This window comes from Cellulomonas cellasea, from assembly GCF_006538745.1.
GTDB lineage: Bacteria > Actinomycetota > Actinomycetes > Actinomycetales > Cellulomonadaceae > Cellulomonas_A > Cellulomonas_A cellasea.
The window spans coordinates 21,303-46,104 of the sequence record NZ_BJLR01000016.1 but is presented as its reverse complement, the minus strand read 5'-3'; the positions used below and the strand labels follow the sequence as shown (position 1 = coordinate 46,104).

Sequence of the window (24,802 nt, the reverse complement as noted above, 5' to 3'; positions counted from 1 at the left end):
TCGCAGTTCGTCACGTCGTCGTGACTCTCGGCAGGTCGTGGCGAACGTAGCACCGGGCGTCCGCGGGCGGCAGGACGTCAGGCCCTTGACCTGGGCGGGGACGTGGCAATACAAGCGCCCGGCTCGGTCCGCCGAACCGGGCGGCACGGGCGAGGCGGACCGGAGCGGACGCGCGGACGCGACGGGTCCCGGCGTGTGCGACGCGGGACCCGTCGCGCCCGTGAGGTGCGGCCCGGTCAGCGGGCCAGGCGGCTCGCCAGGAGCTGCTTGCCCTGCTCGGCGCCCTTGCGGCTCTCGCCCTGCGCGCGGCGGAAGAACTCCGCGAGCTCGGTGTCGCCGTCGCGCTCCGCGTCCTGGATGTAGGTCTCCAGCCGCAGCGCGTTGTCGAGGCACGCCTGGGTGAACCAGAGGATGTTGTAGTCCTTGTCCTTGGTCCCGGTGACGCTGCCGGTCTCTCCAGTGCTGGTCATCGTGGGCTCCTTCGCCCTCGTGCGCGGCGCTCGGGCCACCGACCGCACGGACGCGGGCCGGTGACCGCTGCGGCGGCGGGCTCGGCCGCGAGCACGACCCACGTTTCTCGCATCGTGCCCGGCCCGCAAGCCCCTCTCCAGCGTCAGGAGCGCGTGAGGACGACGAGCTGCCGGGTCGCGCGGGTCATCGCGACGTAGCGGTCGACGGCCCCCTCGATCCCGCCGCCGAACGCCTCGGGGTCGACGAGCACGACCAGGTCGAACTCGAGCCCCTTGGTGAGCTCGGGCGTCAGCGAGCGGACCCGGTCCCGCGGGCGGAAGCCCGGGTCGCCGACGACGACGGCGACACCCTCGTCGTGCTCGGCGAGCCACGCGTCGAGCACCGCGTCGCGCTCGGACACGTGCGCGTGCACGACCGGGACACCGGACCGGCGCACCGCGGTCGGTACGTTCGCGTCGGGCAGCACCGACCGGATGACCGGCTCGGCGGCCGCCATGACCTCCTCCGGCGTGCGGTAGCCGATCGTCAGCGACGCCACCTCGACGTGCGTGAGCCCGACGCGCGCGAGCCGCTCGGGCCACGACCCGGCGAACCCGTGCCGGGCCTGCGCCCGGTCCCCGACGATCGTGAGGCTGCGCGACGGGCAGCGGGCGAGCAGCATCTGCCACTCGGCGTCGGTGAGCTCCTGCGCCTCGTCGACGACGACGTGCGCGAACGGCCCGGCCACCGCGTCCGGGTCGGCGGAGCGCGGGGTCGTCGGGTCGACGAGCGCGTCCTGGAGGTCCTGCCCCCGCAGCATCGACATGAGGTGCAGCTCGGAGTCGTCGGTCTCGACGAGGTGCGCGACGACGTCGGCCATGCGCTCGCGCTCGGCGGCGACGGTGGCCTCGTGACGCGCGCGCCGGCGGGACGTCTCCGGGTCGCCCAGCCGGCGGCGCGCGGCGTCGAGGAGCGGCAGGTCGGCCACGGTCCACGCCTGGGCGTCGGCGCGCTGCAGGTCCGCGACCTCGTCGGCGGTGAGCCACGGCGCGCACAGCCGCAGGTACGCGGGCACCGACCACAGGTCGCCCACCACGTCGGTCGGTTCCAGCAGCGGCCACGCCCGGCCGAACGTGCGCCCGAGGTCCGGGTCGCGCGCGAGCGCCCGACGCAGGAGTCCCGCGTCGTCGTCCTCGTCGCGGTGCTTGTCGACGAGGATCGTGAGGAGCGCGTCCCACACCTCGTCGCGGGCCTCGTTGTGCGGGGTGCCGGGCTCCGCCGCCCCGAACGCCTCGGCCCAGTCGTCGGGGTCCAGCCACACGTCGGCCCAGTCGGTCTCGACGGTCGTGCCCGCCGTCGGCGGCCGCTCGTAGAACGCGACGGCCTGCTCGACCGCACCCACCAGGCGCGCCGACGACTTCAGGCGTGCGACGTCCGGGTCCGGCTCGGGCCGCGCCGTGGCACCCTCGGGGACGAGGTCACGCAGCGTGCACGTCTGCACGCCCTCCTCCCCCAGGCTCGGCAGCACGTCGCCGACGTACGCGAGGTACGGCTCGTGCGGGCCGACGAACAGCACGCCGCCGCGCCGGTGCCCGAGGCGCGGGTCGGAGTACAGCAGGTACGCGGTCCGGTGCAGCGCGACGACCGTCTTGCCCGTGCCCGGACCGCCGTCGACGACGAGCGCGCCGCGCGACCCCGCGCGCACGATGGCGTCCTGGTCGGCCTGGATCGTGGCGAGGACGTCGCGCATCCGCGGCGAGCGGCTCGCGCCGAGGCTCGCGACGAACGCCGACTGGTCGTCGAGAGCGGCGTGCCCCTCGAGGCCGTCCGCGGTGAAGACCTCGTCCCAGTAGTCGCTGACCCGCCCACGCGTCCAGCGGTACCGGCGCCGGCTCGCGAGGCCCATCGGGTTGCCGTGCGTCGCGCCGAAGAACGGCTCCGCGGCCGGGGAGCGCCAGTCGACGAGCAGCCGGCGCCCGCCTGAGTCCGTGAGCCCGGCGCGCCCGACGTAGACCGGCTCGGAGCCGTCGGCCGGCACCGTCCGCCCGAGGCACAGGTCGAGCCCGAACCGCCGCAGCAGCCGCAGGCGCGCGGTCAGCCGGTGGATCTCCTGGTCGCGCTCGAGCGCCGCGGTGCCGCTGCCGCCGGGCGCCCGGCGCGCGTCGTCGAGGCGCCTCGACAGGTCCGCGACCTGCTCGTCGAGGGCGGCGGCGACCGCCGCGAGGTGCTGCTCGTCGGCCGCGGTCAGGGCCGGGTCGGCCTTGGCGGTCAGGCGCGCCGGGAGGTCGAAGGCGCTGGTCGTCACGGGGTGCACGGGGTCCGCCCATCTGCGTCGGGACTGCCTGGGCCGGCGATTCTGCGCCCCGACGGGGGCCTTGCCACAAGCCCCCGGGTGGTTTATAGGTTGGGAGTGGCGGGAGATGGACGCGTCCCCGCGACGACGTGTCCCGAGCGCTCCGCGGGCGTGATCGGATGGACCCGTGACCGCACGTGACCAGACCCTCGCCCGCCGCGCCTTCACCACCGTCGCCGTCGTCGAGGCGGTGACCTGGACCGGACTCCTCGTCGGGATGTTCCTCAAGTACGTCACCGAGACGACCGAGGCCGGCGTGTGGCTGTTCGGGCGGCTGCACGGCGGCGCGTTCCTCGTCTACTGCGTCACGACGCTCGTCGCCGCGCGGGTGCTGCGGTGGTCGTGGGTCGTGACGCTGCTCGCGCTGGCCGCGAGCGTCCCGCCGCTGACGACGCTGCTGTTCGAGGTCGTGGCGCGCCGGCGCGGGCTGCTCGGCGGTGCGCGGCCTCGGACGGACGACGCCCAGCCCGTCCCCGCGCAGGTCTGACCGACAGCCCGGACCCGACTGCCGAGGTGCGCTCCGAGCCGAGCGCCGCGGATGACGCAGCAGGGACAGGCGAGGGTGCCACTGCCCCCAGACTGAGCGCATGGCCACCCCCAGACTCGAGGGCATCACCGTGCTCGCGGACGACGTCGAGCAGCTGAGCGCGTTCTACCGCGACGCGCTCGGACTCACGATCGAGGTCGCGGAGGAGCACTACGTCGCGTTCGGCGGCGAGGGTGTCCGGTTCGCCGTCTTCTCCCGCGCCGGCATGCTCGCGAACACGCACGACCACCCCGCGTACCGAGCCCGGACGACCGGTCAGGCGTTCGAGCTGAACTTCGAGTGCGCCGACCGCGGCGAGGTGGACGAGCGCTTCGCGTGGCTCTCGACGCACGGGGCCGAGGCCGTCGCGCACCCCGTCGAGACCGCATGGGGTCACTACACCGGGTTCTTCGCGGACCCCGAGGGCAACATCCACTCGCTGTTCGCCGTGCTGCGGGCCTAGGGCGAGTCTCCGCCTCCGCTGCCGTGTCGGGCACCGCCCCGTCCAGCCGCCGCGCAGGCGCGCCTCGTCAGGACGGAGCGGGCTCCGGGGGCATGCCGCACGCCCACCACGCGTCGTCGAGGCGCAGCGGTGCCTCGCAGATCATCCCGTGCATGTCCCGGCCCTCGGGTGAGGCGCGGGGGCTGTAGAAGTACCCGCCCGCGTCGTCGATGATCCGTGTCCACTGGGGGAAGAAGACGCCGCCGTCCCACGCCTCGGCCTTCCCGCTCGTCGTGAGCGCGCGGTGCTCCGGCGCGAGCGGCGTGCCGCCGTAGCCGGCCTTCTCGGCATCGTCGGGCATCGCCGCGACGGCTTGCTCGAGGCCGGGGCGCATGACGTCGAACGTCGTGCGCGTCCCGTAGCTGGGCGGGGCGATCGCCAGCAGGGCGACGTGCAGCACGACCGGCGTGACGAGGACACCGGCCGCCACGCCGGCGACGGCCCCGGCCCGGCGGGCGACGAGGACGGCGAGGGCGATCGTCAGCGGGACCGCGACGAGGGCGACGAGCCCGCGCACCACGGGGGCGGGGCCGCGGAGCCACGTCAGGAACATCGCCTCCGCGGGAAGCGCGTCTCGCACCGCCAGCGCCCACGACCAGCGTGCGCTGGTGGCGACGAGCCACGCCCAGGGCACCACCCCGGCGAGCACACCGGTCACGGCGTCCCGCACCACGCGTTCTGTTCTCACACGCGGACGCTAACGGCCCCGCGCAGCCCCACGGGCCGGCCGCGGTCCAGATCACGGACCCCGCACCAGTCCCGCACCGCGCGGGCACCCGGAGCGCACGCGCAGACCAGCGGTCGGAGGCTTTCCGCACGACCGTGCTGTTATTTTCGGACGATCGTGCTATTTTCGCGAGATGACGACGACCGCCCTGCCCAAGGGACGCCGGACCCGGGACGCCGTGCTCACGCGCGGCGTCGAGCTCGCGTGCCGCGTCGGGCTCGGCGGGCTCACCATCGGCGGGCTGGCCGACGAGGTCGGGATGTCGAAGAGCGGGATGTACGCGCACTTCGGCTCCAAGCAGGCGCTCCAGCTCGCGGTGCTCGACGCGGCCGCGGAGGAGTTCGCGACGACCGTGATCGTGCCCGCGCTGCGTGCCCCGCGCGGCGTGGAGCGGGTCCGCGCGCTCGCCGACCTGTGGATCCGGTGCGGGCTCGAGCGGCAGCCCGGCGGGTGCCTGTTCGTCAAGGCCAGCACCGAGCTCGACGAGCAGGACGGCCCCGTGCGCGACCGGCTGCGCGAGCAGCACCAGCAGCTCGCGCAGAGCATCGCGCGCATGGTCGCCGGCGGTGTCACCGAGGGGCAGCTGCGCCCCGACACCGACACCGAGCAGTTCGCGACCGACCTGCACGGCGTGATGCTCGCGATGTACCACGGCTACCGGCTGCTCTCCGACCCCGCCGCCGAGCGCCACGCCCGCACCGCGATCGACCGCCTGCTCGACGCCGCGCGCGCCGACCTCACCGCCGCCACGCCTGCGGTCACCGCCTCCGCATGACCTCCCGCACCGCCCCCACCCGAGAGCAGGCCGCCGCATGAGCGCCGTCGACACCTCCGCCCGGACGACCCCGACCCCCGCCACCGCGCCCAGCACCGGCACCGCCCGCGCGACCCGTCGCCGGCTCGCCGCCCGTGCCCGCCTGGCCTACGTCCGCGGCCGGCTGCACGTGCTCGGCGTCGTCGCACCGCGCCGCGCCGGCGCCGAGGCGTTCACCCTCTGGTGCACGCTCCCCGGCGGCACCGGGCGCCGCAAGGACTTCCGGCCGCACGCCGGCGAGGTCGTCGAGCTGGCCGCGCCGCGCGGGGGCCGGGTCGTCGCCGAGTCGTGGGGGTCCGGTCCCGTCGTCTACCTCGTGCACGGGTGGGGCGGCTGGCGCGGGCAGCTCGGGGCGTTCGTCGCGCCGCTCGTCGACGCCGGCTACCGCGTCGTCGCGTTCGACGCACCGGGCCACGGCGACTCCGACCCGAGCGTGCTGGGCCCCCGGCGCGGGACGCTCGTCGAGGTCATGGAGGCGCTCGAGGTCGTCGGCGCGCACTTCGGGGACTCCGCCGCGGTCGTCGCGCACTCGATGGGGACGACCGCCGCGTCGAAGGTGCTGAGCGCGGGGCCGCTGCGCACGGAGCGGCTCGTGCTGATCGCGCCCAACCACGACTTCGCCGAGATCCTCGCGGACTTCGACCGGATGCTCCGGCTGTCCCCCCGCGTCCAGGGCCTGCTGCGCGGCGCGCTGGAGGACTTCGTCGGGCACGCGCTGAGCGACTTCGACCTCGCACCGCTCGGCGCCGACGGGCAGCTCCCGCAGACCCTCGTCGTGCACGACCGGCGCGACAAGGAGACCCCGTTCGCGGTCGGCCACCGCGTCGCGGAGTCGTGGCCGACCGCGACGTTGGTCGCGACCGACGGGCTCGGGCACCAGCGGATCCTGCGCGACGAGGCGACGATCGACCTCATCGTGCGGGACATCGCCGCGCGACCCTCGGCGCTGAGGCCGTCGTCCTGAGCCCGTCGGCCTGAACCCGTCGGCCCGAGCCGCTCAGCCGAAGTCGAGGATGTCCCCGAGCCAGGACTCCTTCTTCTTCTTGCGGTACGGCTGGTTGCGCGGGTCGCGGCGAGGGTCGTAGTCGCCACGGTGCCGCTCGTCGCGGTCGTCGCGGTGGCCCTCGCCGGAGGGGCGCCCGTAGCCGCCGGACGGGTACGGGTCGGTCGGGTACGGCGCGGTCGGGTACTGCTGCGCCGGCTGGACCGGCGCGGGCGCGGCGGCCGGGCCGGCGAGCTCCGCCGCACGGTCGAGGATCTTGTCGAGCTCCCCGCGGTCGAGCCACACGCCGCGGCACTGCGGGCAGTAGTCGATCTCGACCCCCTGCCGCTCGGACATCACCAGGTCAGCACCGTCGATCGGGCACTTCATCGCCGCACTCCTCGCTCGGTGGGCGGCCGGTCCGCCGTCACGGGGACAACGATCCCGCGTGACCGATCGTGCCCGCCACCCTCGTGGGCCCCGCGCGCCGCGGGCGTCCGGCGTCGAGCAGCCCGTCACGCGCCGTCGGCCCCCAGGTCCGCGAGCCGCGCGTGCACGTGCATGTCGTGCCAGCCGTCCGCGTGGCGGCCCTGGCGGCGCAGCGTCCCCTCGGGCAGGTAGCCGGCCTTCGTCGCGACCCGGCACGACGCGGGGTTGCGGGTCGAGTGCGTGAGCGACGCGCGCAGGATGCCGACCTCCGACACGAGCCAGCCGGTCACCGCGTCGAGCGCGGCCGGGGCGATGCCGCGCCCGCGCGCGTGCGGGAGCACCCAGTAGGAGATCTCGGCCCACGCCTCGGCGAGCTCGAGCCGGCGCACGCTCACCTGGCCGGCGACGACGCCGTCTGCCTCGACGGCCCACCCGGCGCCGGTCTCGTCGGCCCACCGCCCGGGCCAGTGCGCGACCCACGCGTGCGCCTCGTCGGAGGTCATCGAGCGCACGTGCCACTGCTGGATCGCGGGGTCCGCGTAGGCGTCGAGCACCGCGGGGGCGTCGGCCGCGGCCCACGGACGCACCGTCACCGGCCCGGCGGGCGAGGAGGTGGCGAGGGTCGGCTGCGCCAGGCGCGTGAGGCGCCCGGCGGGGAGCTCGGGGGCGACGAGGACGGGCACCCGACGATGGTGCCGCAACCGCCGGTGTCCACGCGGGCCGGTCCGCCGGTGGGTGCGGGGAACGTCTCGCTACCCTGCCGCGCATGACCGTGACGCAGGCCGTCCTCTCGTTCGCCCTGGTGGCGGGCCTCCTGACGATCGTCCCCGGGCTCGACACCGCGCTCGTGCTCCGCTCCGCGATCAGCCGCGGGCGGGCGCACGCGTTCGCCGCGGGCGCCGGGGTCAACGCCGGCTGCTTCGCGTGGGGCGTCGCGGCGGCCGTCGGGGCGTCGGCGCTGCTGGCGGCGTCCCGCACGGCGTACACCGTGCTGACGCTCGCCGGCGCGGCGTACATGGTGGTGCTCGGGGCGCAGCTGCTGTGGTCGAGCCTGCGCCGACGCCCCGGCGCCCTCGACAGCGAGCCGGGTGGCAGCGCGGCGGCGCCCGAGCCGCGGGGGTCCGTGGGGCGGGCGTTCCTCATGGGGCTCGGCACCAACCTGCTCAACCCGAAGGTCGGCGTCTTCTACCTCGCGACGATCCCGCAGTTCGTGCCCGACGGGGTCTCGCCGCTGCTCATGGGCGTGCTGCTCGCGGCCGTCCACAACGTGCTCGGGATGGCGTGGTTCGCGGCGATCATCCTCGCGACCGGGTTCGCGTCCCGCTGGCTCTCCGGCGAGGTCGTCGCGCGCGTGACGGACCGGGTGACCGGCCTCGTGCTCGTCGCGTTCGGCGTGCGGCTCGCCGCGACGGCCCGGGCGCTGCCCGCGTGAGCGCGGCCGCGCCGACCTCCCCGGAGGCCGGCCCCGTCACCGTGCTCTTCCTCGGCGACTCGTTCGTCGCCGGCGTGGGCGACCCGACCGGCCTCGGCTGGACGACGCGCCTCGTCGCCGACGCCCGCGCCGCCGGGACCGACCTCACCGCGTACCCCCTCGGCGTGCGCCGCAACACCTCGGCCGACGTGCTGGCGCGGTGGGAGCGCGAGACGACCGCGCGCCTCCCCCGCGCCGGGCGCACCGGGCTGGTGGTGTCGTTCGGGGTCAACGACGCGACGGACGGCGACGACGGCGGGCCCCGGGTCGCGCCCGACGAGACCGTGGCGCACCTGCGGACGCTGCTGGCCGGCTCGGCGGAGCGAGGGCTGGACGTGCTCGTCGTCGGGCCGCCGCCGATCGCGGACGAGCGCGTCAACGCCCGGATCGCGGACGTCGACGCCCGGCTGCGCGCCGAGGCCGCGGCGCACGGGGTCACGGCCGTCGAGGTGCTGGGTCCGCTCCTCGCGGACGGGGCGTGGACGGCGCAGGTGCGGGACGGCGGCGACGGCGCGCACCCCGGGGCCGAGGGCTACGCGGCGCTCGCGGCGCTGGTCCGGCCCGCGTGGCGGTCGTGGCTCGCAGGGCTCGTCGTCCCGCACGCGCCGGCCTGACGGACAGCGCGCGACGGTCCGGCGGACGGTGGGCGACGACGGCGACGACAGCTCGTCCCGCTCGCCCGCGCGCCCGCAGCTCCGCCGGCCACGCGAGCGCTACTCGCCCCGGACGACCGGGACGCCCGTGAACACCGGCCACTGCGGCACGAGGGACACGTCGACGGTGTCGACGTCGGCGAGCGGCCGCGCGACGTAGGTCTCGAAGCGCACGGGCTCGTCGACGCGGGTCTGGACCCGGACGGTGTCCGTCTCCCACTCGAGGAACACGTAGTTGGCGGGCCGGTACGTCGTGAGGTTCGCCGGGTCGATCACCCGCGCGTAGAGCTCGCCCTCACCCGTGAGCGCGTAGACGCTGTGCCAGCCGTCGGCGTCGAACTCGTCGAGCGGCGTGAGCTGGAACCGCACCCGCGCGACCGAGCCGCGCACCACGACCTCCTCGACGCCGACCCGCACGCGGGCCCCCTCGCCCTCGCCGGAGGGGACGACCACCTCGTGCTCGGCGACCACGGCGTCCGGGTCGAGCACCTCGGCCCGGAGCTCGCCGGGGACGTAGGGCGCCGGCTCCGCGGTCGGCCGCGCCGTCTCGGTGTCCGTCGCCACCGCGCCCGGGGCGCGGTAGCGCAGCTCGACGCGGCGGTTCTGGGCGCGCGCGTCGGCGGCCCCGTCGCCCGTCTCGGGGACCTTGAGGGCGCTCTCGCCGTGCCCGCGGACGTCGAGCACGAGGTCCGGGCGGGCGGTGGCGACGACGGCGGCGACCGCCTGGGCCCGCCGCTCGGAGAGCCCCTGGTTGTGCTCGTCCGACGCGACCGAGTCGGTGTGGCCGTCGACGGCGAGCGTCGCGCCCTGCGGCACGGAGGCGGCGAGCTCGGAGACGCGCTGGCGGGCGGCCTCGCCGAGGTCCGCGCTGTCGATCGCGAAGAGCAGGTCGGAGGCGAGCGTGACCAGGACCTCCTCGCCCTCGGTCTCGACGACCTGGACCGACGTGATCGTGCCGTCGAGCGTGTGGTCGCGCGGCGTGCCCCCGTGCTGGAGGGACGCCGCGTCGAGCGCGGAGTCGGTGGGGTCCCCGAGGTCGTCGAGCGTGAGCACGTCGACCCCCGGACCGTCGGTGGCGTCCGCGGCGGTCGCGGGCGCGGCGGTCCCGGTCGCGACGAGGACGGCGAGGGAGGCGGTGGCCGCCAGCAGGCGGCGGTGCGTCGTGGCGCGCACGCGTCAGTCCTCGTACGTCACGGGGACGTCCTCGACGACGGGCCAGGACGGGTGCAGCACGAGGTCGACGGTCTCGGGGCGCTCCTCGAGCGCCGGGAAGAACGCCTGGTAGAGCACGGCCTCGCCGTTCGCCGCCGTCGCGCGCACGACGTCCGTCTCGAAGTCGCGCCCGGTGTCCGAGACCACGCTGTACGAGCGCAGGCCCGCGACGTCCCAGATCTGGGGGAGCACGTCGCCGCCGAACATGTCGTAGACCGAGATCTGCTCACCCTCCTCCGCCTCCGGGAAGCTCGGGGTGAGCACGAGCCGCAGCTCGGTCGTCCGGCCCGACTGGACCAGGGACACGAGCCCCACGGTCGTCTCGTTCCCCTTCGCGGAGCGGGGCACGGGCAGGGTCATCTCGAGGATCGGCTCGTACTCCTGCGCCCCGACGACGACGGGTCCGCCGGTCGCGGCCGCGGTCGGCTCGGGGTCGTCCGTCGCGTCCGGGGTGCAGGCCGTGAGCGCGAGGAGCAGCGCTCCGACGGCGGCGGTCCGCCGGAGGGGGTGGGGAGAGGTGCGGTGGGTCACGACGGGCGAGCGTAGCCGTCGGGGCCCGCCGGGACGGAGCGCGACCACGCGGTGCGGGACGGCGGTCCGGGAGCCGACGCGCCCGCGTGGCTGCCCCGACGTGCCGTCATCCCGGCCCGGACGCGCAGCCGGGTATCACCCTTCGGACGCCGCCGTCCTCCCCCGTGACCGCCCGCCCCCGGGCGCGGCGGACCCCACCACCCGCAGCACCCCACGCCCGCAGCACCTCAGAGACGAGGACCACCCATGAGCGAGCCCGACGAGACCGCGACCCCGCCCGAGTCCGCGGTCCGCTTCATCTTCGAGTACGACGGCGACGACGTCCGCCTCGTCTCCCAGCAGCGCGTCGACGTCGCCGTCACCGGCTTCGACCTGCACCAGGAGCGCGCCCTGCCGCCCGGCCACTACGTCGAGGTGCGCGGCGCCGACGGCACGCCGCTCGCGGCGGTCCCCGTCCGCGGCGAGCTCGGCAGCAGCCTCGAGGTGTTCCCCGAGGACCCGGGCGAGCCCATCACGCGCACCGAGGTGGACCGCCCGCACGGCGCGTTCACCGTGGTGCTGCCCGCCGCGGACCTGGCGCAGCAGGTCGCGGTGCTGCGGGTGCCCCCGGCGGCCCGGCCGGCCGAGGGCGACACCGGCCCGGCGCCCGCGCCGTCCGAGGCGCGCGCCCGCGCCACCGAGCTCGCCACCTTCCCCGTCGAGCTGGGCTGAGGGGGCGGCGACCATGACGACCTCCGACGGCACCGTCCAGGGTGTCACCCAGATCTTCGGCAACCAGCCCCGCAACCGGGCCTTCAACGTCGTGCTCCTCGCCGAGGGCTTCACGGCCGCCGAGCAGGGCGCGTTCGACACCGCGGCTGCGGCGTTCGTGACCGCGTTCACGGGCACGCCCCCGTTCGACGAGCTCAGCCCGGCGGTCAACGTCTTCCGCGTCAACGTCGCCTCGACCGACTCGGGGGCCGACGACCCGGCGTCCGCGGGCGGGACCGGCGCCGTCGTCCGGACCTACTTCGACGCGACCTTCGGCGGCAACGGCATCCGCCGGCTCCTGCTCGTGAACGCCACCACGGCGCTCACGGTCGCCGCCGCGCAGGTCCCCGAGGTCACGACCGTGCTGGTCGTCGTGAACTCGACGGTCTACGGCGGGGCCGGCGGCTCGGTCGGGACGTACTCGCTCGCGACCGGGGCGACCGAGATCGCGATCCACGAGATGGGGCACACCGCGTTCGGCCTCGCCGACGAGTACCCGTACTACGCGGGCGGCGACGAGACGGGGCACGACCACCACCCGGCGACCGAGCCGTCCGAGCCGAACGTGACGATCCAGAGCACGCGGGCCACGCTGAAGTGGGCGTGGGCGGTCGACGCGGCGACGGCGATCCCGACGATGTCGAACCCGGACTGCTCGACGGTCGACTCGCGTCCCAGTCCGGTCCCCACCGGCACGGTCGGGGCCTTCGAGGGCGCCCACTACTACCACTGCGGCGCGTACCGGCCCGAGTTCGACTGCAAGATGCGGAACCTGAGCGTGCCGTTCTGCCGCGTCTGCCGCCAGGTGATCTGGAACCGGCTCTGGCCGCTGTCGGTGCTCGACGCACGCGCCCGCACACCGATCTCCGTCGTCGCCCGCTACCCCGAGCACCTCGACGTGTTCGCGGTCGCGTCCGACGGCCGCACGATGAGCGACTGGTGGGACCAGTCGGTCGGGTGGGCGGGGTGGTTCCACGTCTCCGGCGGGTTCGCCTCGCCGGGCGGCGCGGGCTCCCCCGTCACGTCCGTCGCCCGGTACGCCGGGCACCTCGACCTCTTCGTCGTGGGCACGGACAACCGGGTGTGGAGCGCGTGGTGGGACCAGTCGACCGGTTGGTCCGGGTGGTTCCGGATCGGGTCGCTCGTGGCCCGGCCCGGGTCGACCGTCACCGTCGTGAGCCGCTACGCGGACCACCTCGACCTGTTCACCACGGCGTCGGACGGCCGCGTCATGTCGACGTGGTGGGACGCGCGCTCCGGCTGGGCGGAGTGGTTCCAGCTCGGCGGCGGGGTCGCGGCGCCGGGTGCGACGGTCACCGCGGTCGCGCGGTACCCGTTCCACCTCGACGTGTTCACCGTGGGCACCGACAACCGGGTGTGGAGCACCTGGTGGGACGAGCGCACCGGCTGGGCGGGGTGGTTCCAGGTCGGCGGGCAGACGGCGCGGCCCGACTCCACGGTCACCGTCGTGGCGCGGCACCCCGATCAGCTCGACCTGTTCACCACGGCGCCCGACGGGAGGATCGTCTCGACGTGGTGGAACGCCCGGTCCGGCTGGGGCACGTGGTTCCAGGTCTCCGGCGGGGTCGCCTCGGCCGGGTCGCCCGTCACGGCGGTGGCCCGCTACTCCGACCACCTCGACCTGTTCGTGATCGGCACGGACAACCGCGTCTACAGCACGTGGTGGAACGAGTCGTCCGGCTGGGCGGGCTGGTTCCACGTCGCCGGCGGGGTCGGGAAGCCCGGCGGCCAGGTCGCGGCGATCTCCCGGGTCGCCGAGCACCTCGACGTCTTCACGGTCGGCACGGATTCCCGCGTCTGGAGCACGTGGTGGGACGGCAGCGGCGGCTGGGCCGGCGGGTGGTTCCAGGTCGCGGTGACGTGACGTGACGGGCGGTGGCGTCGTCGTCGGGCGCGACGGCGACGCCACCGTCCCGCGACCGGTCCCGGTCGGTCGGGGGGCGGTCAGCGCTCCGCCGCAGCGAGGCCTGCGACGACGGGACCGATCACCACCACGTACATGAGGGCGAAGAACACCGTGTGCGTCACGCAGAAGCCGACGAGCGCGCCCGCCTGCCGCTCGGTCACGACGTGCGCGTGGAGCTTGCGGACCAGGGCGGTCGGGTGCGTCACGTCCCAGCTGTTGAGGCGCAGGTACCGCCCGAGATACATGCCGAGCCAGACGAGCAGCAGCAGCACGCCGACGAGCACGCGACCGTCCGCGTGCTCGAGCGCCGACGCCCGGTCGCCGTACCGCAGCAGCGCGTAGGACAGGTGCACCGCGAAGACGTTGAGCACGGTCGTCAGCACACCTGCCATCGCGAGCCCGATGACGAGGCCGATGTCGAACCACATCGGCACCCCGTCCCCGTCGCGCCGGTGGCTCAGGTTGAGCTCCGTGACGAGGTAGCCGGCGTTCGGCAGCAGGAGCAGCCACACGACCGCGGTGACGCCCGCCAGGAGCCACTCGACCCAGTCGGGCGCGCCGGCGAGCCGCGTGAGCACCACGACGAGGAGCCCCGCGAGGAGCACGAGCAGCGGCGCCGCGCACAGCGCCAGGTTCAGCAGCATGGGCCGGTAGAGCCGGGTGCCGAACACGCGGGCCCGCGCCAGCACGAGCACCGCGGCGAAGACGTCCATGCCCAGCACCCCGCCGATCAGGCTGTCCAGCACGCGCTGCTCCCGTCGCCGCAGGTCAGGCAGCCACTGTGGCAGCGCGGGGCTTCCCGGCGCCAGAGCGACCCGCTCCGCGGCACGCTCGCCACGACGCGCCACTCACGCCGCAGCGCCCCTCACCCCGCAGCGGGGTCGTCGTCCGCCGCGGCACCGGCACCGGTGTCCGCGACCGCCGCGCTGAGCCGCCGCCCGAGCGCCCCGACGGTGGCGCGCAGCTCCGGCCCGCCGAGCACCCGGAACGGGACCGGGAGGACCGCGAGCTGCTCGGCGTACCAGAACGGGTTGCTCGTGGTGCCGGTCAGGCGCGTCGACGAGTCGTCGAGCGCCTCGAGGCGGCCCAGCGCGCGGGGCAGCCGACGCCGCACGCCCGCGACCGGCTCCTCGATCACGACGTCCGCCGTGTACTCCCACCCCGTCGCGAGGTGCTCGTCGAGCAGCGCGACGGGGTCGAGGTCGTCGGGCGGCGCGAACGTGCCGGCGAGCACCTCGACCGCGCCGACCCGGTCCACGCGGTACGCGCGCACCGCGTCGGCCCGGTGCAGCCGGCACACGAGGTACCAGCGGCCGTGGCGGACCACGACGGCCCACGGGTCCACCTCGGAGTCCCAGGCGTTCCCGGCCTCGGACCGGTAGCCGATCCGGACGGGCCGGCGCTCCGCGCACGCGTGCACGAGCGCGCTCGCCGTGGCGGGGTCGGGCCGGGCGGCCGCGCGGTCCGGTGCCGCGGCGGCGGTCCGGCGCACGGCCGTGGCCTGCGCCGCGACGGGTCCGGGCAGCGCACGCAGGATCTTGTCGAGCGCCCGCCCGACCGGGTCCGCCGGGTCGTCGGCGTCGTGGTGGCCGTCGAGCACCGCCATGACGAGCGCGAGCGCCTCGGCGTCGGTGAACCGCAGCGGCGCGGCGCGCAGCCCCCGGCCGACGCGGTAGCCGCCGTACGGCCCGCGCACCGACTCGACCGGGATGCCGGCCTCGCGCAGGATCCCGACGTACCGGCGGGCCGCGCGCTCGCTCACGCCGAGCCGGGCGGCGAGGCGGTCGGCGGTCACGCCCGGGGCGTCCTGCAGCAGCTCGAGCGTGAGCAGCGCACGTGCGGTGGGGCTCTCGTCGGCCGTCATCGCCTCACGCCTCCATTCCGGAAGCCGATCGTCCGGAACCGACCCTAGCGTCGGTCCCACGGCCACCGGCAGGGGCCCGCGGCGGACACCGTCCCCGTCGCTGCTCACCGACCCGCTCACCGAGGAGACGCCCATGACCGACACCGACGACGAGCTGCGCATCGAGGAGCCCTCGATGACCGCGGGCGAGGTCGAGATGCTGCTGTTCGCGCTGGACCGCTCCCGCGCGACGTTCGCGTGGAAGACCGGCGGGCTCGACGCGGACGGCCTGAACCGCCGTCTCGCGCCGTCGACCATGACGCTCGGCGGCCTGCTCAAGCACCTCGCCCTCGTCGAGGACCACCGCACGGTGCTCGACGTCACCGGCCGGCCCAGCCGCACCGGCGAGGGCCTGCAGCGCCTCGGACCGCCGTGGGACACCGCGGACCCCGACGACCCGGAGTGGGTCTGGACCTCCGCCGCCGACGACTCCCCCGAGGAGCTGTACGCGCTGTGGCGCGGTGCGGTCGCCCGGTCGCGCGCGGCGTGGGCGGCGACGCTCGCCGACGGCGGGCTCGACCAGCACACGCGCTCGCCGATGTGGGACGGCGACGGGCCGAACCTGCGCCGCGTGCTCGTGGACCTGCACGACGAGTACGCGCGGCACGTCGGGCACGCGGACCTGCTGCGCGAGGCGGTCGACGGGCTCGTGGGCGAGGACCCGCCGCAGCACGGGTGAGCGGTGGGTGCCGGGCCGGTCGGCGTCGTCGCGGCGCCTCGGCGTCCTCGCGGCGCGCGGCGGTCGTCACGCCGGCTCGGCCGTCATCGCGGCGGCCCGTCCGTCGCCGCGGCGGCTCAGCCGTCGTCGCGCAGCGTCAGCCCCTCGGCGGCGAGCGCCTCGCGCAGGAGCCGCACGGCCCTGGGGCCCACGCCGTGCAGCGCGAGGAGCTCGGCCTCGCTCCTCCGGCTCACCTCCTGGAGCGTCGTGACCCCGACGTGCGCGAGCGCGCCGAGCGCCGGCCGTCCGATGCGCGCGGTCAGGGGCACGTCGCCCCGGGCGCCGCCGTCCGTCGTGCTCATGCACTCCCCTCCGCGTCGTGGGTCGCCGCGTCCCGGGCCGCCTCGCCGGGGATCGACGCCCTCGACCGGTCCCGGCCGGCCCCGGGTGCGTCCCGCCGCGTCGAGACGGTCACCGTGAACTTGGGGTCGCGCCCGAGCTGCCGGGTCGGCCCGACGACGCTCTCGAGGCTCGGCCGGTAGCGCAGGTGCGAGTTCCACACCGCCCACAGCTCCCCGCCCGGCCGCAGGACCCGCGCGGCGTCGGCGAACAGCGCGCGGGCGACGCCGGCGTGCACCGCGGCGCCCACGTGGAACGGGGGGTTGAGCAGCACGAGGTCGACGGAGGCGTCGGGCAGCGCGCCGGCGGCGTCGGCGCGCACCACGGTGACCCGGTCGGCGACGCCGTTGGCCTCGACGGTCGCGCGCGCCGACGCCACGGCCGCCGCCGACTCGTCCGTCGCCGTGATTCCCAGCCCCGGCCGGAGCCGGGCCAGCGCGACCGCGAGCACCCCGGTGCCGCACCCGAGGTCGACCGCGGAGCCGGTCGTGTGCGGCACCGCGTCGAGGTGCGCGAGCAGCGCGCGGGTCCCGATGTCGACGGCCGTGCCCGCGAACGCCCCGCCGTGCGCGCACACCGTGATTCCGAGGTCGCGGTGCTCGGCGTGCTCGGGCCAGCGGCGGTGCGGGCGCTCGGCCGCCGGGCGGGGGTGCGACGCGACGAGGACGCGGGACTTCTGCCGCGCGAGCCGCGCCTCGACGGTCCCGAGGTGCCGCGCGAGCACGTCGTTCATGGCCGTCGTCATGTGCTTGAGCCGCCCGCCCGCGACCACGACGACGCCCGGGTCGGCGTGCTCGGCGACCAGCGCGGCGACCTCGTCGAGCGCGTCCAGGGAGCGCGGGAGCTGGAGCAGCACGAGCCGCGCGCCCGCGACGAGCGACGCGTCGAGCGCGTGCGACGTGAACCCGGTCAGGCCCAGCCGCGCGGCGTTCGCGTGCAGCGCGCGCTCGCCCGTGAGCCGGTCCTGGTGCGTGCGGACCCCGATGACGCCGTGCCGGGCGATCACGCCGAGCGTCAGCGCGCCATAGCGGTCGCCGATCACGACGACGCCGCCGTCGGCCGCGTCCGCGAGGGCCGTCGCGGCCTCGTCGAGCACGAGCCGGTCCGTCGCGTCGACCGCGTGCAGGTTGGGCGCCTCGAGGTCGGGGTACCGGCTCAGGTCGTCGAGGACGTCGCTCATCGCGCGCACCGGGCTCGGGTCACCGGCCGAGGCTAGCAACGGGCGCAGCGCGGACCGCCGCGATGAGTTCCGGCCCGGCTCGTGGTCTGCTGCAGCGTGACCACGACGACCACCCGGACCTGGGACCTCATCCACGCCGAGCGCGCCGCGCTGGCCGACGACCTGCGCGGCCTCGCCGACGAGCGCTGGGAGACTCCGTCGCTGTGCGCAGGCCTGACCGTCCGCGAGGTGCTCGCGCACCTGACGGCCGCGGCGAGCCTCGACGGCCTGCGGTGGTTCGCCGGGGTGGTCCGCTGCCGGTTCGACTTCGACGCGCAGGTCGCGATGCGCCTCGCCGAGCAGCTCGGGGACTCGCCCGCCGAGACGTTCGCCCGCTTCGAGCGCGTCGTCACGAGCACGACGACGCCGCCGCTCCCCCGGCTCGCGATCCTGGGCGAGGCGGTGGTGCACGGCGAGGACGTCCGGCGTCCCCTCGGGATCGTGCGGGCGTACCCCGCCGGGGTCCTCGACGCGGTCGCGCGGTACTACGCGGGCACGGACCAGGTCGTGGTCGCGCGCCGGCGCGTGCGCGGGCTGCGGCTCGTCGCGACGGACGGCGGCTTCACGGCCGGCGCGGGGCCCGAGGTCTCGGGGTCCACGCTCGCGCTCGTCATGGCGATGACGGGGCGCGCGGTGTACTGCGACGAGCTGACCGGCCCGGGCGTGGGGACGCTGCGGGCGCGGTGCTGACGGCGGGCGGCGGGCGACGGGGTCGCTGCGGCGCCGGGGGAGGTCCCTCGGCGCCGCACCGGACGGGTCACGCGCGGCGGCGCAGGAGCTGCTGGGTCTCCGGGGCCCCGTCGGCGGCCGGGCTCACGAGGACGAGCTCCTGCTCGGTGCACGTGTAGCTCTGCGTGCCGGTCAGGTCGATCCCCTGGTACTCGTCCGCGCCCGACTCCTCGGCCGGCATCTCGAACGGCGCGCCGTCGAGCGTGAACGACAGGGCCTGCGCGACACCGCTCGTGTCGACCGCGGGGACCGTGATCTCGGTGTCGGTCGCGGTGTACGCACCGCTCAGCGCGCCGTTGAAGGAGATCCAGGTGGCACCGGCCGTCTGCACCTCGCCGACCGTGCCGTCGGCCGCGACCGTCTGCTGCAGGCCCGCGGCGAGCGACGCCTGGTCCACGTCCCAGCCGCCGACGAGGCACGCCGCGCCGGTCAGGGGCGTCGGCGTGGGGGTCGGGGTGGGCGTCTACCGTGGCCTCGGGGGTCGGCGTGGGCGTCGCGGCGGTGTCGTCGCCGCCGGACGAGCACCCCGTGACGAGGAGCGCGAGGGCGACGAGGGCGGGGGCGACGAGGGGACGGACGGCACGCACGAGGGCTCCAGAGCACGAGGGAGGACCCACCGGGCGCGGGCCGACCGCCACGCCAGCGCCCCGTCACCCGTCCGGGACGGTCCGTCCGGGTGACGGGGCCGCGCAGTCAGGACGCGTCGTACGCGACCGCGACGTCGAGCACCCAGACCACCCCGAACGGGTCGCGCAGCATCCCGTACAGCGGCGCCCAGCCGGCCGGGGCGAGCGGCACGACCACCGTCGAGCGCGCGCTCAGGCGCTCCCACAGCCCGCTGATCTCCTCGGCGGACGCACCGCGCACGGAGACGAAGTAGGGGTTCTCCCCCGGCGACCACGGCTGGGCGGCCGGGACGTCGTAGGCCATGACGTGGAAGCCGTCGGGCGAGACGACCTGACCCCACATCACCTGGTCGGCCTCGGCGGGGTCCTGGGCGGCGTGCGCGTCGCCGTAGGTCACGACGGTGAGCTCGCCGCCGAACACGTCGCGGTAGAGCTCGAGCGCGGCGCGGGCGTCGCCGCGCAGGTTGATGTGGGTCGTGGTGGTGATGGACATTCCGGCTCCTGGTGGTGGTGCTGTCGGGGTGCGGCACCCGGTACGGGCGGCGCACGCACACCGTCGCAAGCCATCCGGACAGGATGGGTCCGGATATCGCGGCAGACTGGTGCCCGTGCCCACGACGTCCTCGCGCCTCCTGTCGCTCCTCTCGCTGCTGCAGACCCGGCGCGACTGGCCGGCCACGACGCTCGCGGAGCGCCTCGACGTGACCGACCGCACCGTGCGGCGCGACGTCGACCGTCTGCGCGAGCTCGGCTACCCGATCACGAGCACGCGTGGGCGCGAGGGCGGCTACCGGCTCGGCGCCGGGGCGTCCCTGCCCCCGCTGCTGTTCGACGACGAGCAGGCGGTCGCGCTCGCCGTCGCCCTGCAGACCGCCGCCGCGTCCGGCGCCGGCATCGAGGAGGGTGCGACGCGCGCGCTGCGCACGGTCCGCCAGCTCCTCCCGGTCCGGCTGCGGCAGCGCGTCGACGCGCTGCACGTCCACGCCGGCCCGCCCGGGCACGGCGACCCCGTCGACCCGGCCGTCCTGTCCGCGATCAGCACCGCGATCAGCGCGCGCGAGGTCCTGCGCCTCGACCATCGCGCGCCCGGCGCGCCCGCCGGCGTCGATCCCGGTCCGCCGCGCCGGGTCGAGCCGCACCACCTCGTCGCGCGCTCGGGCCGCTGGTACCTCGTCGCGTGGGACCTCGACCGCGACGACTGGCGGACCTTCCGCGTCGACCGCCTGACCCCGCGCAGCCCCGGCGGGGCACGGTTCACGCCGCGGGAGGTGCCCGGCGGGGACCTGGACCGGTACCTGACCGCCCGGTTCCGCGGCCTGCCGGAGCCGGGAGCGGCGGGCGGGCGCCGCGGAGGTGGCGTCGGGGACGGCGGTGGGGCGGGCGACGGGGCGGCGGGCGGCGCGGGGACGGGCGGCGCCGGTGCGGAGTGGCCCTGCCGGGGCGAGGTCGTCGTGCACGCACCCGCGGCGGAGGTCGCGCCCTACGTGGCCGACGGCGTCGTCCAGGACCTGGGGTCGGGTCGCTGCCGGGTCGTGCTCGGCGCGTGGTCGTGGGTCGGCCTCGCGGCCTCGTTGGCCCGGTTCGACGCGGACGTCGACGTGGTGGGTCCGCCCGAGCTCGCGGAGGCGTTCGGCCGGCTCGCGGACCGCTTCGCACGGACGGCTCGAGGCGCCGCGTGGTAGGTCGTGCCCACCGGACGACGGACCTGTCACGCCGGGGACGTCGGCGGGTGCGGGCGCGCGTGGGCGGCACAGGAACCGCGGGACAGGCACGGGTACGGGTACGGGTCCGCCGGCCTCCTCGCCCGCTCGCGCTCCCCACGATGCTCACCGCGGCGTTCTTCGTCGCGTCGGCGTCCGCAAGGAGTGGGTGCTGCTGTGGCAGGTCGTGGCGATCGTGCCGTGGACGGGCGCGGTCGTGGCCGCCGCCACGGGGCTCGTCGCGGGCGCTGGGCTGGTGTGGGTGGCCCCCGTCCCTCGGTGACCCGACGGGACGTGGTCGAGGACCGCGGCGCCTGCGCGCGCGTGCGGGCCGGACCCGACCTACCGTCGGAGGAGGGACCGTCGACCCAGGGAGTCCGCCATGGCCCGATCGATCGCCGACCAGAGCGTGACGGAGCTCGGCGGGCGCGTGAGCGTCCTGACGCGGCAGAAGAAGGACCACGTCACGCTCGACCGCCTGCTGCACGAGCTGGGCCGGACGCACGGGCACGAGCAGGACGCGGTGCTCCAGCGGCTCTACCGCCTCGTCTTCCCGCACGCGTTCGCGGAGGAGGCCGTCCTGTGGCCGACGCTGCGCCGGGTGCTGCCCGACGGTCACGAGCTGAGCCTCGAGGTCGAGCAGGAGCACCAGGAGGTCAACGAGCTCGTGACCCGGCTCGAGGGCATGGGCCACCATCATCCGGAGCGCGGCGCGGTGCTCGACCGGCTGACCGAGGTGCTCCGCGAGGACGTGCGGGACGAGGAAGACGTGCTGCTCCCCCGGCTCCAGCAGGCCGTGAGCACCCGCGACGTGCGGCGCCTGGGCGTGCTGTGGGAGGTCGTCCGGCGCGTGGCCCCGACCCGCGCGCACCCGGTCGTCGCGCGGCGGCCACCGGGCAACGTCCTGTCCGCCGTCCCGCTGTCCGTGCTCGACCGGCTCCGCGACCTGCTCGACGCCGGTGCGCGCCGGGGCCCGGAGCGCGTGGTCCCCGCGCTGCGGACGGCGAGCCGGACGCTGACGTGGGCGGCCCACCGCGTGGAGCACCTGCCGCTGCTGCGGATCGGCGAGGACCCGAGCACCCGCAGCGGCGGGCCGGGCGGCGCCTGAGCGCGTGGACGCCGCCGGCGGAGGCCGGCGCGGCTGACGGACGGGCGCCACGGCCTCCGGCGCCGCCGGCGAGCGGTCACTCGGAGAGGTCGATCTCCACGAACCGGTCGTCGTCGCGACGGATCTGCTCGGTCAGGCAGGCCGAGTCGACCATCCGCACCGGCGGGTCCGCGTCGCGGGTCACCGTGACGTCCACGCACAGCACCGCCTCCGCCATCTCGGAGAAGAGCCCGCTGCCCACCGACGCGCTGCCGGCGATCTGGACCCGCCACGCGGCGTCCGCCCCGCCGGGGTCGACGGGCTCGTAGGTGTCGATCCAGGGCGTCCGGTCGAAGGCCTCCTCGAACGCCGCCGTGAGCGCCTCCGGGGACCCGTCGCCGGCGTCGTCGAGCGCGCCGACCAGCCCGGCGTCGAGGATCTGCGCGCCGTGGCGCGCGTTGCTCGTCGCGGCCGCCGTCAGCGGGTCCCGCACGGGTGCGCCGAGCGTGCGCACCGCGGCGGCGAGCCCGACCACCACGACGACGAGGGCGACGACGAGCACCCACGCGCGGCGGTCCACGGGCTCGGGGCTGGGGCCGGCGGGCGTCACCACGTGAGGGTACCAACGAGCGCGGAGCCGCCGGAGGAACCGCGGTCCGCTCAGCGAAACTTTCGACTTGAAAGGATTCAGAGGGCTCCGCTCCGTTCCTCACGGGCGAGCGCTTACCTACCTTGGGGCGCGGACACGGTCCGGGGCGACGACGCCCGGGCCGCGGTCCCGCAGCGTCGCGGCGACCGGCCGGTGGCGTGACGTCGTGAAGGAGACGCCATGAGAGCACGAGGGGTGGCGGCAGGACTTCTCGCCGCCGCGACAGCGGTCGGCGCGGGGGTCGTGGCCGCGGAGAGCGCGCACGCGGCCATCGGCTGCCGCGTGACGTACGCGGTCTCGAACGAGTGGTCGACGGGGTTCGGCGCGAGCGTCACCGTCGAGAACCTGGGCGACGCGGTGAGCGGCTGGACGCTGGCGTGGGACTTCCCCGCCGGGCAGACCGTGACGCAGGCGTGGAACGGGGTCGCGAGCCAGTCGGGCACGACCGTGAGCGTCACGGACGCCGGCTACAACGCGCAGGTCCCGTCCGGCGGGACGGTCGCGTTCGGGTTCAACGGGACGTGGAACGGGTCGGCCAACACCGCCCCGACCGCCTTCCGGCTCAACGGCACGGCGTGCACCGGCACGGTCACCCCGACGCCGACCCCGACCGCCTCCCCGACGTCCACCACGACGCCGACGCCGACGCCGACGGCCACGACGACCCCCACGCCCACCCCGACGACGACCACCCCGCCCGCCGGTGCGTGGCAGGCGGAGGACCTCGACCGCGGGCTCATCAGCGTGCGGTCCGGCTCGGGGAACCTCGTCCAGTGGCGGCTGCTCGGCACCGAGGCCGCCTCGACGGGCTTCCACGTGTACCGCGGCGGCACGCGCGTGACGTCCTCACCCGTCACCGGCTCGACCAACTACGTCGACGCCGGCGCGTCCGCGGGCGCGAGCTACACCGTGCGCGCGGTCGTGAACGGCACCGAGCAGGCACCGTCGGCGCCGTCCCTCGGGTTCGCCAACGGGTACCTCGACGTCCCCATCTCCAAGCCGGGCTCCGGGTACGTCGCGAACGACGGGTCCGTCGGGGACCTCGACGGCGACGGCCGGCTCGAGGTCGTCCTCAAGTGGGACCCGACGAACGCCAAGGACAACTCGCAGGCCGGCGTCACCGGCAACGTGTACCTCGACGCGTACCAGCTCGACGGGACGCGCATGTGGCGCATCGACCTGGGCCGCAACATCCGCGCGGGCGCCCACTACACGCAGTTCCAGGTGTACGACTACGACGGCGACGGCAAGGCCGAGGTCGCGGTCAAGACGGCCGACGGCACCCGCTCGGGCACCGGCCAGGTCATCGGCAGCGCGAGCGCCGACCACCGCAACGGCGACGGGTACGTGCTCAGCGGGCCGGAGTACTTCACGGTCTTCCAGGGCCAGACCGGCGCCATCGGCGCCACGACCGACTACGTCCCCGCGCGCGGCTCGGTGTCGGGCTGGGGCGACTCCTACGGCAACCGCGTCGACCGGTTCCTCGCCGGGACCGCCTACCTCGACGGCGTGCGGCCGTCGATCATCATGGCGCGCGGCTACTACACGCGGGCCGTCGTCGTGGCCTGGGACTACCGCGACGGGAAGCTCACGCGGCGCTGGACGTTCGACTCGAGCTCGTCGGGCAACAGCACCTACGCCGGGCAGGGCAACCACTCCCTGTCCGTCGGTGACGTCGACGGCGACGGCCGCCAGGAGATCCTCTACGGCGCCGCCGCGATCGACGACGACGGCCGCGGGCTGTGGAACACCCGGTACGGGCACGGCGACGCCGGTCACCTGGGCGACTTCATCCCGAGCCGCCCGGGCCTCGAGTACTACAAGGTCACCGAGACGGCGTCGCAGCCCGACTCCTTCATGGCCGACGCCCGCACCGGGGCGATCCTGTGGCGCACGCCGGGCACGACGGACAACGGGCGCGGGGTCTCGTCCGACATCTGGGCGGGCAGCCCCGGCGCGGAGTCGTGGTCGTCGTCGGACTCCCAGCTCCGCAACACCTCCGGCACGGCCGTCGCCCGCAAGCCCTCGTCGGCGAACTTCCTGGCGTGGTGGGACGGCGACCCGGTCCGGGAGCTGCTCGACGGCACGCGGATCGACAAGTACGGCACCGGCGGCGACACCCGGCTGCTGACCGGCTCGGGCGTGCACAGCAACAACGGCACGAAGTCGACGCCGACCCTCTCGGGCGACATCCTGGGCGACTGGCGCGAGGAGGTCGTCTGGGCGACGTCCGACGACAGCGCGCTGCGGATCTACGCGACGCCGCACCCGACGGACACGCGCCTGTGGACCCTGCTGCACGACCAGCAGTACCGGGTCGCGATCGCGTGGCAGAACACGGCGTACAACCAGCCGCCGCACCCGTCGTTCGCGATCGGGGCGCCGTTCGCGATGCCCGCGCGGCCGAACGTGTACGTGCGCTGACCGCCCCCGGGTCGGCCGGTCCCCTCCCGGCCGACCCGGACGGCACCACCGCGCCGCCGCCCGCCGCCCTTCGGAGGGCCT

Annotated in this window: 27 protein-coding genes; 13 read left to right on the top strand and 14 right to left on the bottom strand. The window is 75.9% G+C overall.

All coding sequences use genetic code 11. From position 1 onward, the window contains the following. Positions 1–236: 236 nt before the first annotated feature. Together CCE01nite_RS07275 and helR are read right to left on the bottom strand one after the other, a co-directional pair. Positions 237–470 carry a hypothetical protein gene (locus CCE01nite_RS07275; RefSeq protein ID WP_034625012.1) on the bottom strand — a complete coding sequence of 78 codons (234 nt, stop codon included), beginning with the start codon at positions 468–470 and terminating at the stop codon, positions 237–239. 143 nt (positions 471–613) lie between these two features. Beyond that, complete coding sequence (gene helR / locus CCE01nite_RS07270; protein ID WP_034625010.1) at positions 614–2,764, bottom strand: RNA polymerase recycling motor ATPase HelR; 2,151 nt, start codon at positions 2,762–2,764, stop codon at positions 614–616. Between the two features lie 166 nt (positions 2,765–2,930). Between helR and CCE01nite_RS07265 the strand changes: the two genes are divergently transcribed. Together CCE01nite_RS07265 and CCE01nite_RS07260 are read left to right on the top strand one after the other, a co-directional pair. After that, positions 2,931–3,290, top strand: a complete 360-nt coding sequence (locus tag CCE01nite_RS07265; RefSeq protein WP_034625007.1) for a DUF3817 domain-containing protein — start codon at positions 2,931–2,933, stop codon at positions 3,288–3,290. A 100-nt stretch (positions 3,291–3,390) separates the two neighbouring features. Continuing rightward, positions 3,391–3,792 carry a VOC family protein gene (locus CCE01nite_RS07260; RefSeq protein ID WP_034625005.1) on the top strand — a complete coding sequence of 134 codons (402 nt, stop codon included), beginning with the start codon at positions 3,391–3,393 and terminating at the stop codon, positions 3,790–3,792. Positions 3,793–3,859: 67 nt separating this feature from the next. Here CCE01nite_RS07260 and CCE01nite_RS07255 read toward each other — a convergent pair whose 3' ends face one another. Beyond that, positions 3,860–4,519, bottom strand: a complete 660-nt coding sequence (locus CCE01nite_RS07255; RefSeq protein WP_141372122.1) for a hypothetical protein — start codon at positions 4,517–4,519, stop codon at positions 3,860–3,862. Between the two features lie 172 nt (positions 4,520–4,691). On the opposite strand from CCE01nite_RS07255, the gene CCE01nite_RS07250 reads away from it, so the two are divergent. Then, positions 4,692–5,333 carry a TetR/AcrR family transcriptional regulator gene (locus CCE01nite_RS07250; protein ID WP_084142446.1) on the top strand — a complete coding sequence of 214 codons (642 nt, stop codon included), beginning with the start codon at positions 4,692–4,694 and terminating at the stop codon, positions 5,331–5,333. Positions 5,334–5,370: 37 nt separating this feature from the next. Beyond that, complete coding sequence (locus tag CCE01nite_RS07245; RefSeq protein WP_052103453.1) at positions 5,371–6,336, top strand: alpha/beta fold hydrolase; 966 nt, start codon at positions 5,371–5,373, stop codon at positions 6,334–6,336. A gap of 33 nt (positions 6,337–6,369) precedes the next feature. Here the strand turns inward: CCE01nite_RS07245 and CCE01nite_RS07240 are convergent, their stop codons facing one another. Together CCE01nite_RS07240 and CCE01nite_RS07235 are read right to left on the bottom strand one after the other, a co-directional pair. After that, positions 6,370–6,744 (bottom strand): TFIIB-type zinc ribbon-containing protein, encoded by a 375-nt coding sequence (locus CCE01nite_RS07240; RefSeq protein ID WP_034624999.1) that lies wholly within the window; start codon positions 6,742–6,744, stop codon positions 6,370–6,372. A gap of 125 nt (positions 6,745–6,869) precedes the next feature. Continuing rightward, complete coding sequence (locus CCE01nite_RS07235; protein ID WP_034624995.1) at positions 6,870–7,466, bottom strand: GNAT family N-acetyltransferase; 597 nt, start codon at positions 7,464–7,466, stop codon at positions 6,870–6,872. Positions 7,467–7,549: 83 nt separating this feature from the next. On the opposite strand from CCE01nite_RS07235, the gene CCE01nite_RS07230 reads away from it, so the two are divergent. Continuing rightward, positions 7,550–8,215 (top strand): LysE family translocator, encoded by a 666-nt coding sequence (locus tag CCE01nite_RS07230; protein WP_034624993.1) that lies wholly within the window; start codon positions 7,550–7,552, stop codon positions 8,213–8,215. After that, positions 8,212–8,868 carry a DUF459 domain-containing protein gene (locus CCE01nite_RS07225; RefSeq protein ID WP_052103450.1) on the top strand — a complete coding sequence of 219 codons (657 nt, stop codon included), beginning with the start codon at positions 8,212–8,214 and terminating at the stop codon, positions 8,866–8,868. Before CCE01nite_RS07230 ends, CCE01nite_RS07225 begins: the two co-directional genes overlap by 4 nt. Positions 8,869–8,967: 99 nt before the next feature. On the opposite strand, the gene CCE01nite_RS22055 is transcribed toward CCE01nite_RS07225, so the two are convergent. After that, positions 8,968–10,080 carry an OmpA family protein gene (locus CCE01nite_RS22055; protein WP_052103448.1) on the bottom strand — a complete coding sequence of 371 codons (1,113 nt, stop codon included), beginning with the start codon at positions 10,078–10,080 and terminating at the stop codon, positions 8,968–8,970. Between the two features lie 3 nt (positions 10,081–10,083). Further along, positions 10,084–10,650, bottom strand: coding sequence for a hypothetical protein (locus CCE01nite_RS07215; protein ID WP_034624990.1), 567 nt, complete (start codon positions 10,648–10,650; stop codon positions 10,084–10,086). 246 nt (positions 10,651–10,896) lie between these two features. On the opposite strand from CCE01nite_RS07215, the gene CCE01nite_RS07210 reads away from it, so the two are divergent. Together CCE01nite_RS07210 and CCE01nite_RS07205 are read left to right on the top strand one after the other, a co-directional pair. After that, positions 10,897–11,361: a hypothetical protein gene (locus CCE01nite_RS07210; protein WP_034624988.1), complete on the top strand. Its 465-nt coding sequence runs from the start codon at positions 10,897–10,899 to the stop codon at positions 11,359–11,361. Positions 11,362–11,374: 13 nt separating this feature from the next. After that, on the top strand, positions 11,375–13,285 hold the full coding sequence (locus CCE01nite_RS07205; RefSeq protein WP_034624985.1) for a M64 family metallopeptidase: 1,911 nt from the start codon (positions 11,375–11,377) through the stop codon (positions 13,283–13,285). An 80-nt stretch (positions 13,286–13,365) separates the two neighbouring features. On the opposite strand, the gene CCE01nite_RS07200 is transcribed toward CCE01nite_RS07205, so the two are convergent. Continuing rightward, on the bottom strand, positions 13,366–14,073 hold the full coding sequence (locus CCE01nite_RS07200) for a DUF1361 domain-containing protein (protein WP_052103445.1): 708 nt from the start codon (positions 14,071–14,073) through the stop codon (positions 13,366–13,368). Positions 14,074–14,192: 119 nt separating this feature from the next. Further along, positions 14,193–15,191, bottom strand: a complete 999-nt coding sequence (locus CCE01nite_RS07195) for a helix-turn-helix transcriptional regulator (protein ID WP_034624983.1) — start codon at positions 15,189–15,191, stop codon at positions 14,193–14,195. A 133-nt stretch (positions 15,192–15,324) separates the two neighbouring features. Here CCE01nite_RS07195 and CCE01nite_RS07190 point away from each other — a divergent pair, with 133 nt between their 5' ends. Next, on the top strand, positions 15,325–15,909 hold the full coding sequence (locus tag CCE01nite_RS07190) for a mycothiol transferase (protein ID WP_034624981.1): 585 nt from the start codon (positions 15,325–15,327) through the stop codon (positions 15,907–15,909). Between the two features lie 116 nt (positions 15,910–16,025). Here CCE01nite_RS07190 and CCE01nite_RS07185 read toward each other — a convergent pair whose 3' ends face one another. Together CCE01nite_RS07185 and CCE01nite_RS07180 are read right to left on the bottom strand one after the other, a co-directional pair. After that, positions 16,026–16,250, bottom strand: coding sequence for a helix-hairpin-helix domain-containing protein (locus CCE01nite_RS07185; protein ID WP_034624978.1), 225 nt, complete (start codon positions 16,248–16,250; stop codon positions 16,026–16,028). Beyond that, positions 16,247–17,467 carry a class I SAM-dependent methyltransferase gene (locus CCE01nite_RS07180; protein WP_052103460.1) on the bottom strand — a complete coding sequence of 407 codons (1,221 nt, stop codon included), beginning with the start codon at positions 17,465–17,467 and terminating at the stop codon, positions 16,247–16,249. Before CCE01nite_RS07180 ends, CCE01nite_RS07185 begins: the two co-directional genes overlap by 4 nt. Positions 17,468–17,563: 96 nt before the next feature. On the opposite strand from CCE01nite_RS07180, the gene CCE01nite_RS07175 reads away from it, so the two are divergent. Continuing rightward, positions 17,564–18,196, top strand: coding sequence for a maleylpyruvate isomerase family mycothiol-dependent enzyme (locus CCE01nite_RS07175; RefSeq protein ID WP_034624976.1), 633 nt, complete (start codon positions 17,564–17,566; stop codon positions 18,194–18,196). A gap of 67 nt (positions 18,197–18,263) precedes the next feature. On the opposite strand, the gene CCE01nite_RS07170 is transcribed toward CCE01nite_RS07175, so the two are convergent. Beyond that, positions 18,264–18,632: a hypothetical protein gene (locus CCE01nite_RS07170; RefSeq protein ID WP_034624973.1), complete on the bottom strand. Its 369-nt coding sequence runs from the start codon at positions 18,630–18,632 to the stop codon at positions 18,264–18,266. A 296-nt stretch (positions 18,633–18,928) separates the two neighbouring features. After that, entirely contained in the window at positions 18,929–19,354 is a 426-nt protein-coding gene (locus tag CCE01nite_RS07165) for a VOC family protein (RefSeq protein ID WP_034624967.1), read from the bottom strand. Between the two features lie 115 nt (positions 19,355–19,469). Between CCE01nite_RS07165 and CCE01nite_RS07160 the strand changes: the two genes are divergently transcribed. Both CCE01nite_RS07160 and CCE01nite_RS07155 read left to right on the top strand, forming a co-directional pair. Beyond that, positions 19,470–20,543 carry a helix-turn-helix transcriptional regulator gene (locus CCE01nite_RS07160; RefSeq protein WP_034625041.1) on the top strand — a complete coding sequence of 358 codons (1,074 nt, stop codon included), beginning with the start codon at positions 19,470–19,472 and terminating at the stop codon, positions 20,541–20,543. Between the two features lie 400 nt (positions 20,544–20,943). Continuing rightward, positions 20,944–21,669 (top strand): hemerythrin domain-containing protein, encoded by a 726-nt coding sequence (locus tag CCE01nite_RS07155; protein ID WP_034624964.1) that lies wholly within the window; start codon positions 20,944–20,946, stop codon positions 21,667–21,669. Between the two features lie 76 nt (positions 21,670–21,745). Here CCE01nite_RS07155 and CCE01nite_RS07150 read toward each other — a convergent pair whose 3' ends face one another. Beyond that, positions 21,746–22,258: a hypothetical protein gene (locus CCE01nite_RS07150; RefSeq protein WP_141372121.1), complete on the bottom strand. Its 513-nt coding sequence runs from the start codon at positions 22,256–22,258 to the stop codon at positions 21,746–21,748. 219 nt (positions 22,259–22,477) lie between these two features. On the opposite strand from CCE01nite_RS07150, the gene CCE01nite_RS07145 reads away from it, so the two are divergent. Next, complete coding sequence (locus CCE01nite_RS07145) at positions 22,478–24,721, top strand: rhamnogalacturonan lyase family protein (protein WP_034624958.1); 2,244 nt, start codon at positions 22,478–22,480, stop codon at positions 24,719–24,721. Positions 24,722–24,802 lie beyond the last annotated feature (81 nt).

Coding starts and splice junctions, on each gene's coding strand:
- CCE01nite_RS07190 (WP_034624981.1), top strand. CDS start 15,325: ATGACCGACACCGACGACGAGCTGCGCATCGAGGAGCCCTCGATGACC.
- CCE01nite_RS07245 (WP_052103453.1), top strand. CDS start 5,371: ATGAGCGCCGTCGACACCTCCGCCCGGACGACCCCGACCCCCGCCACC.
- CCE01nite_RS07205 (WP_034624985.1), top strand. CDS start 11,375: ATGACGACCTCCGACGGCACCGTCCAGGGTGTCACCCAGATCTTCGGC.
- CCE01nite_RS07185 (WP_034624978.1), bottom strand. CDS start 16,250: ATGAGCACGACGGACGGCGGCGCCCGGGGCGACGTGCCCCTGACCGCG.
- CCE01nite_RS07230 (WP_034624993.1), top strand. CDS start 7,550: ATGACCGTGACGCAGGCCGTCCTCTCGTTCGCCCTGGTGGCGGGCCTC.
- CCE01nite_RS07240 (WP_034624999.1), bottom strand. CDS start 6,744: ATGAAGTGCCCGATCGACGGTGCTGACCTGGTGATGTCCGAGCGGCAG.
- CCE01nite_RS07180 (WP_052103460.1), bottom strand. CDS start 17,467: ATGAGCGACGTCCTCGACGACCTGAGCCGGTACCCCGACCTCGAGGCG.
- CCE01nite_RS07275 (WP_034625012.1), bottom strand. CDS start 470: ATGACCAGCACTGGAGAGACCGGCAGCGTCACCGGGACCAAGGACAAG.
- CCE01nite_RS07210 (WP_034624988.1), top strand. CDS start 10,897: ATGAGCGAGCCCGACGAGACCGCGACCCCGCCCGAGTCCGCGGTCCGC.
- CCE01nite_RS07260 (WP_034625005.1), top strand. CDS start 3,391: ATGGCCACCCCCAGACTCGAGGGCATCACCGTGCTCGCGGACGACGTC.
- CCE01nite_RS07250 (WP_084142446.1), top strand. CDS start 4,692: ATGACGACGACCGCCCTGCCCAAGGGACGCCGGACCCGGGACGCCGTG.
- CCE01nite_RS07145 (WP_034624958.1), top strand. CDS start 22,478: ATGAGAGCACGAGGGGTGGCGGCAGGACTTCTCGCCGCCGCGACAGCG.
- CCE01nite_RS07195 (WP_034624983.1), bottom strand. CDS start 15,191: ATGACGGCCGACGAGAGCCCCACCGCACGTGCGCTGCTCACGCTCGAG.
- CCE01nite_RS07165 (WP_034624967.1), bottom strand. CDS start 19,354: ATGTCCATCACCACCACGACCCACATCAACCTGCGCGGCGACGCCCGC.
- CCE01nite_RS07155 (WP_034624964.1), top strand. CDS start 20,944: ATGGCCCGATCGATCGCCGACCAGAGCGTGACGGAGCTCGGCGGGCGC.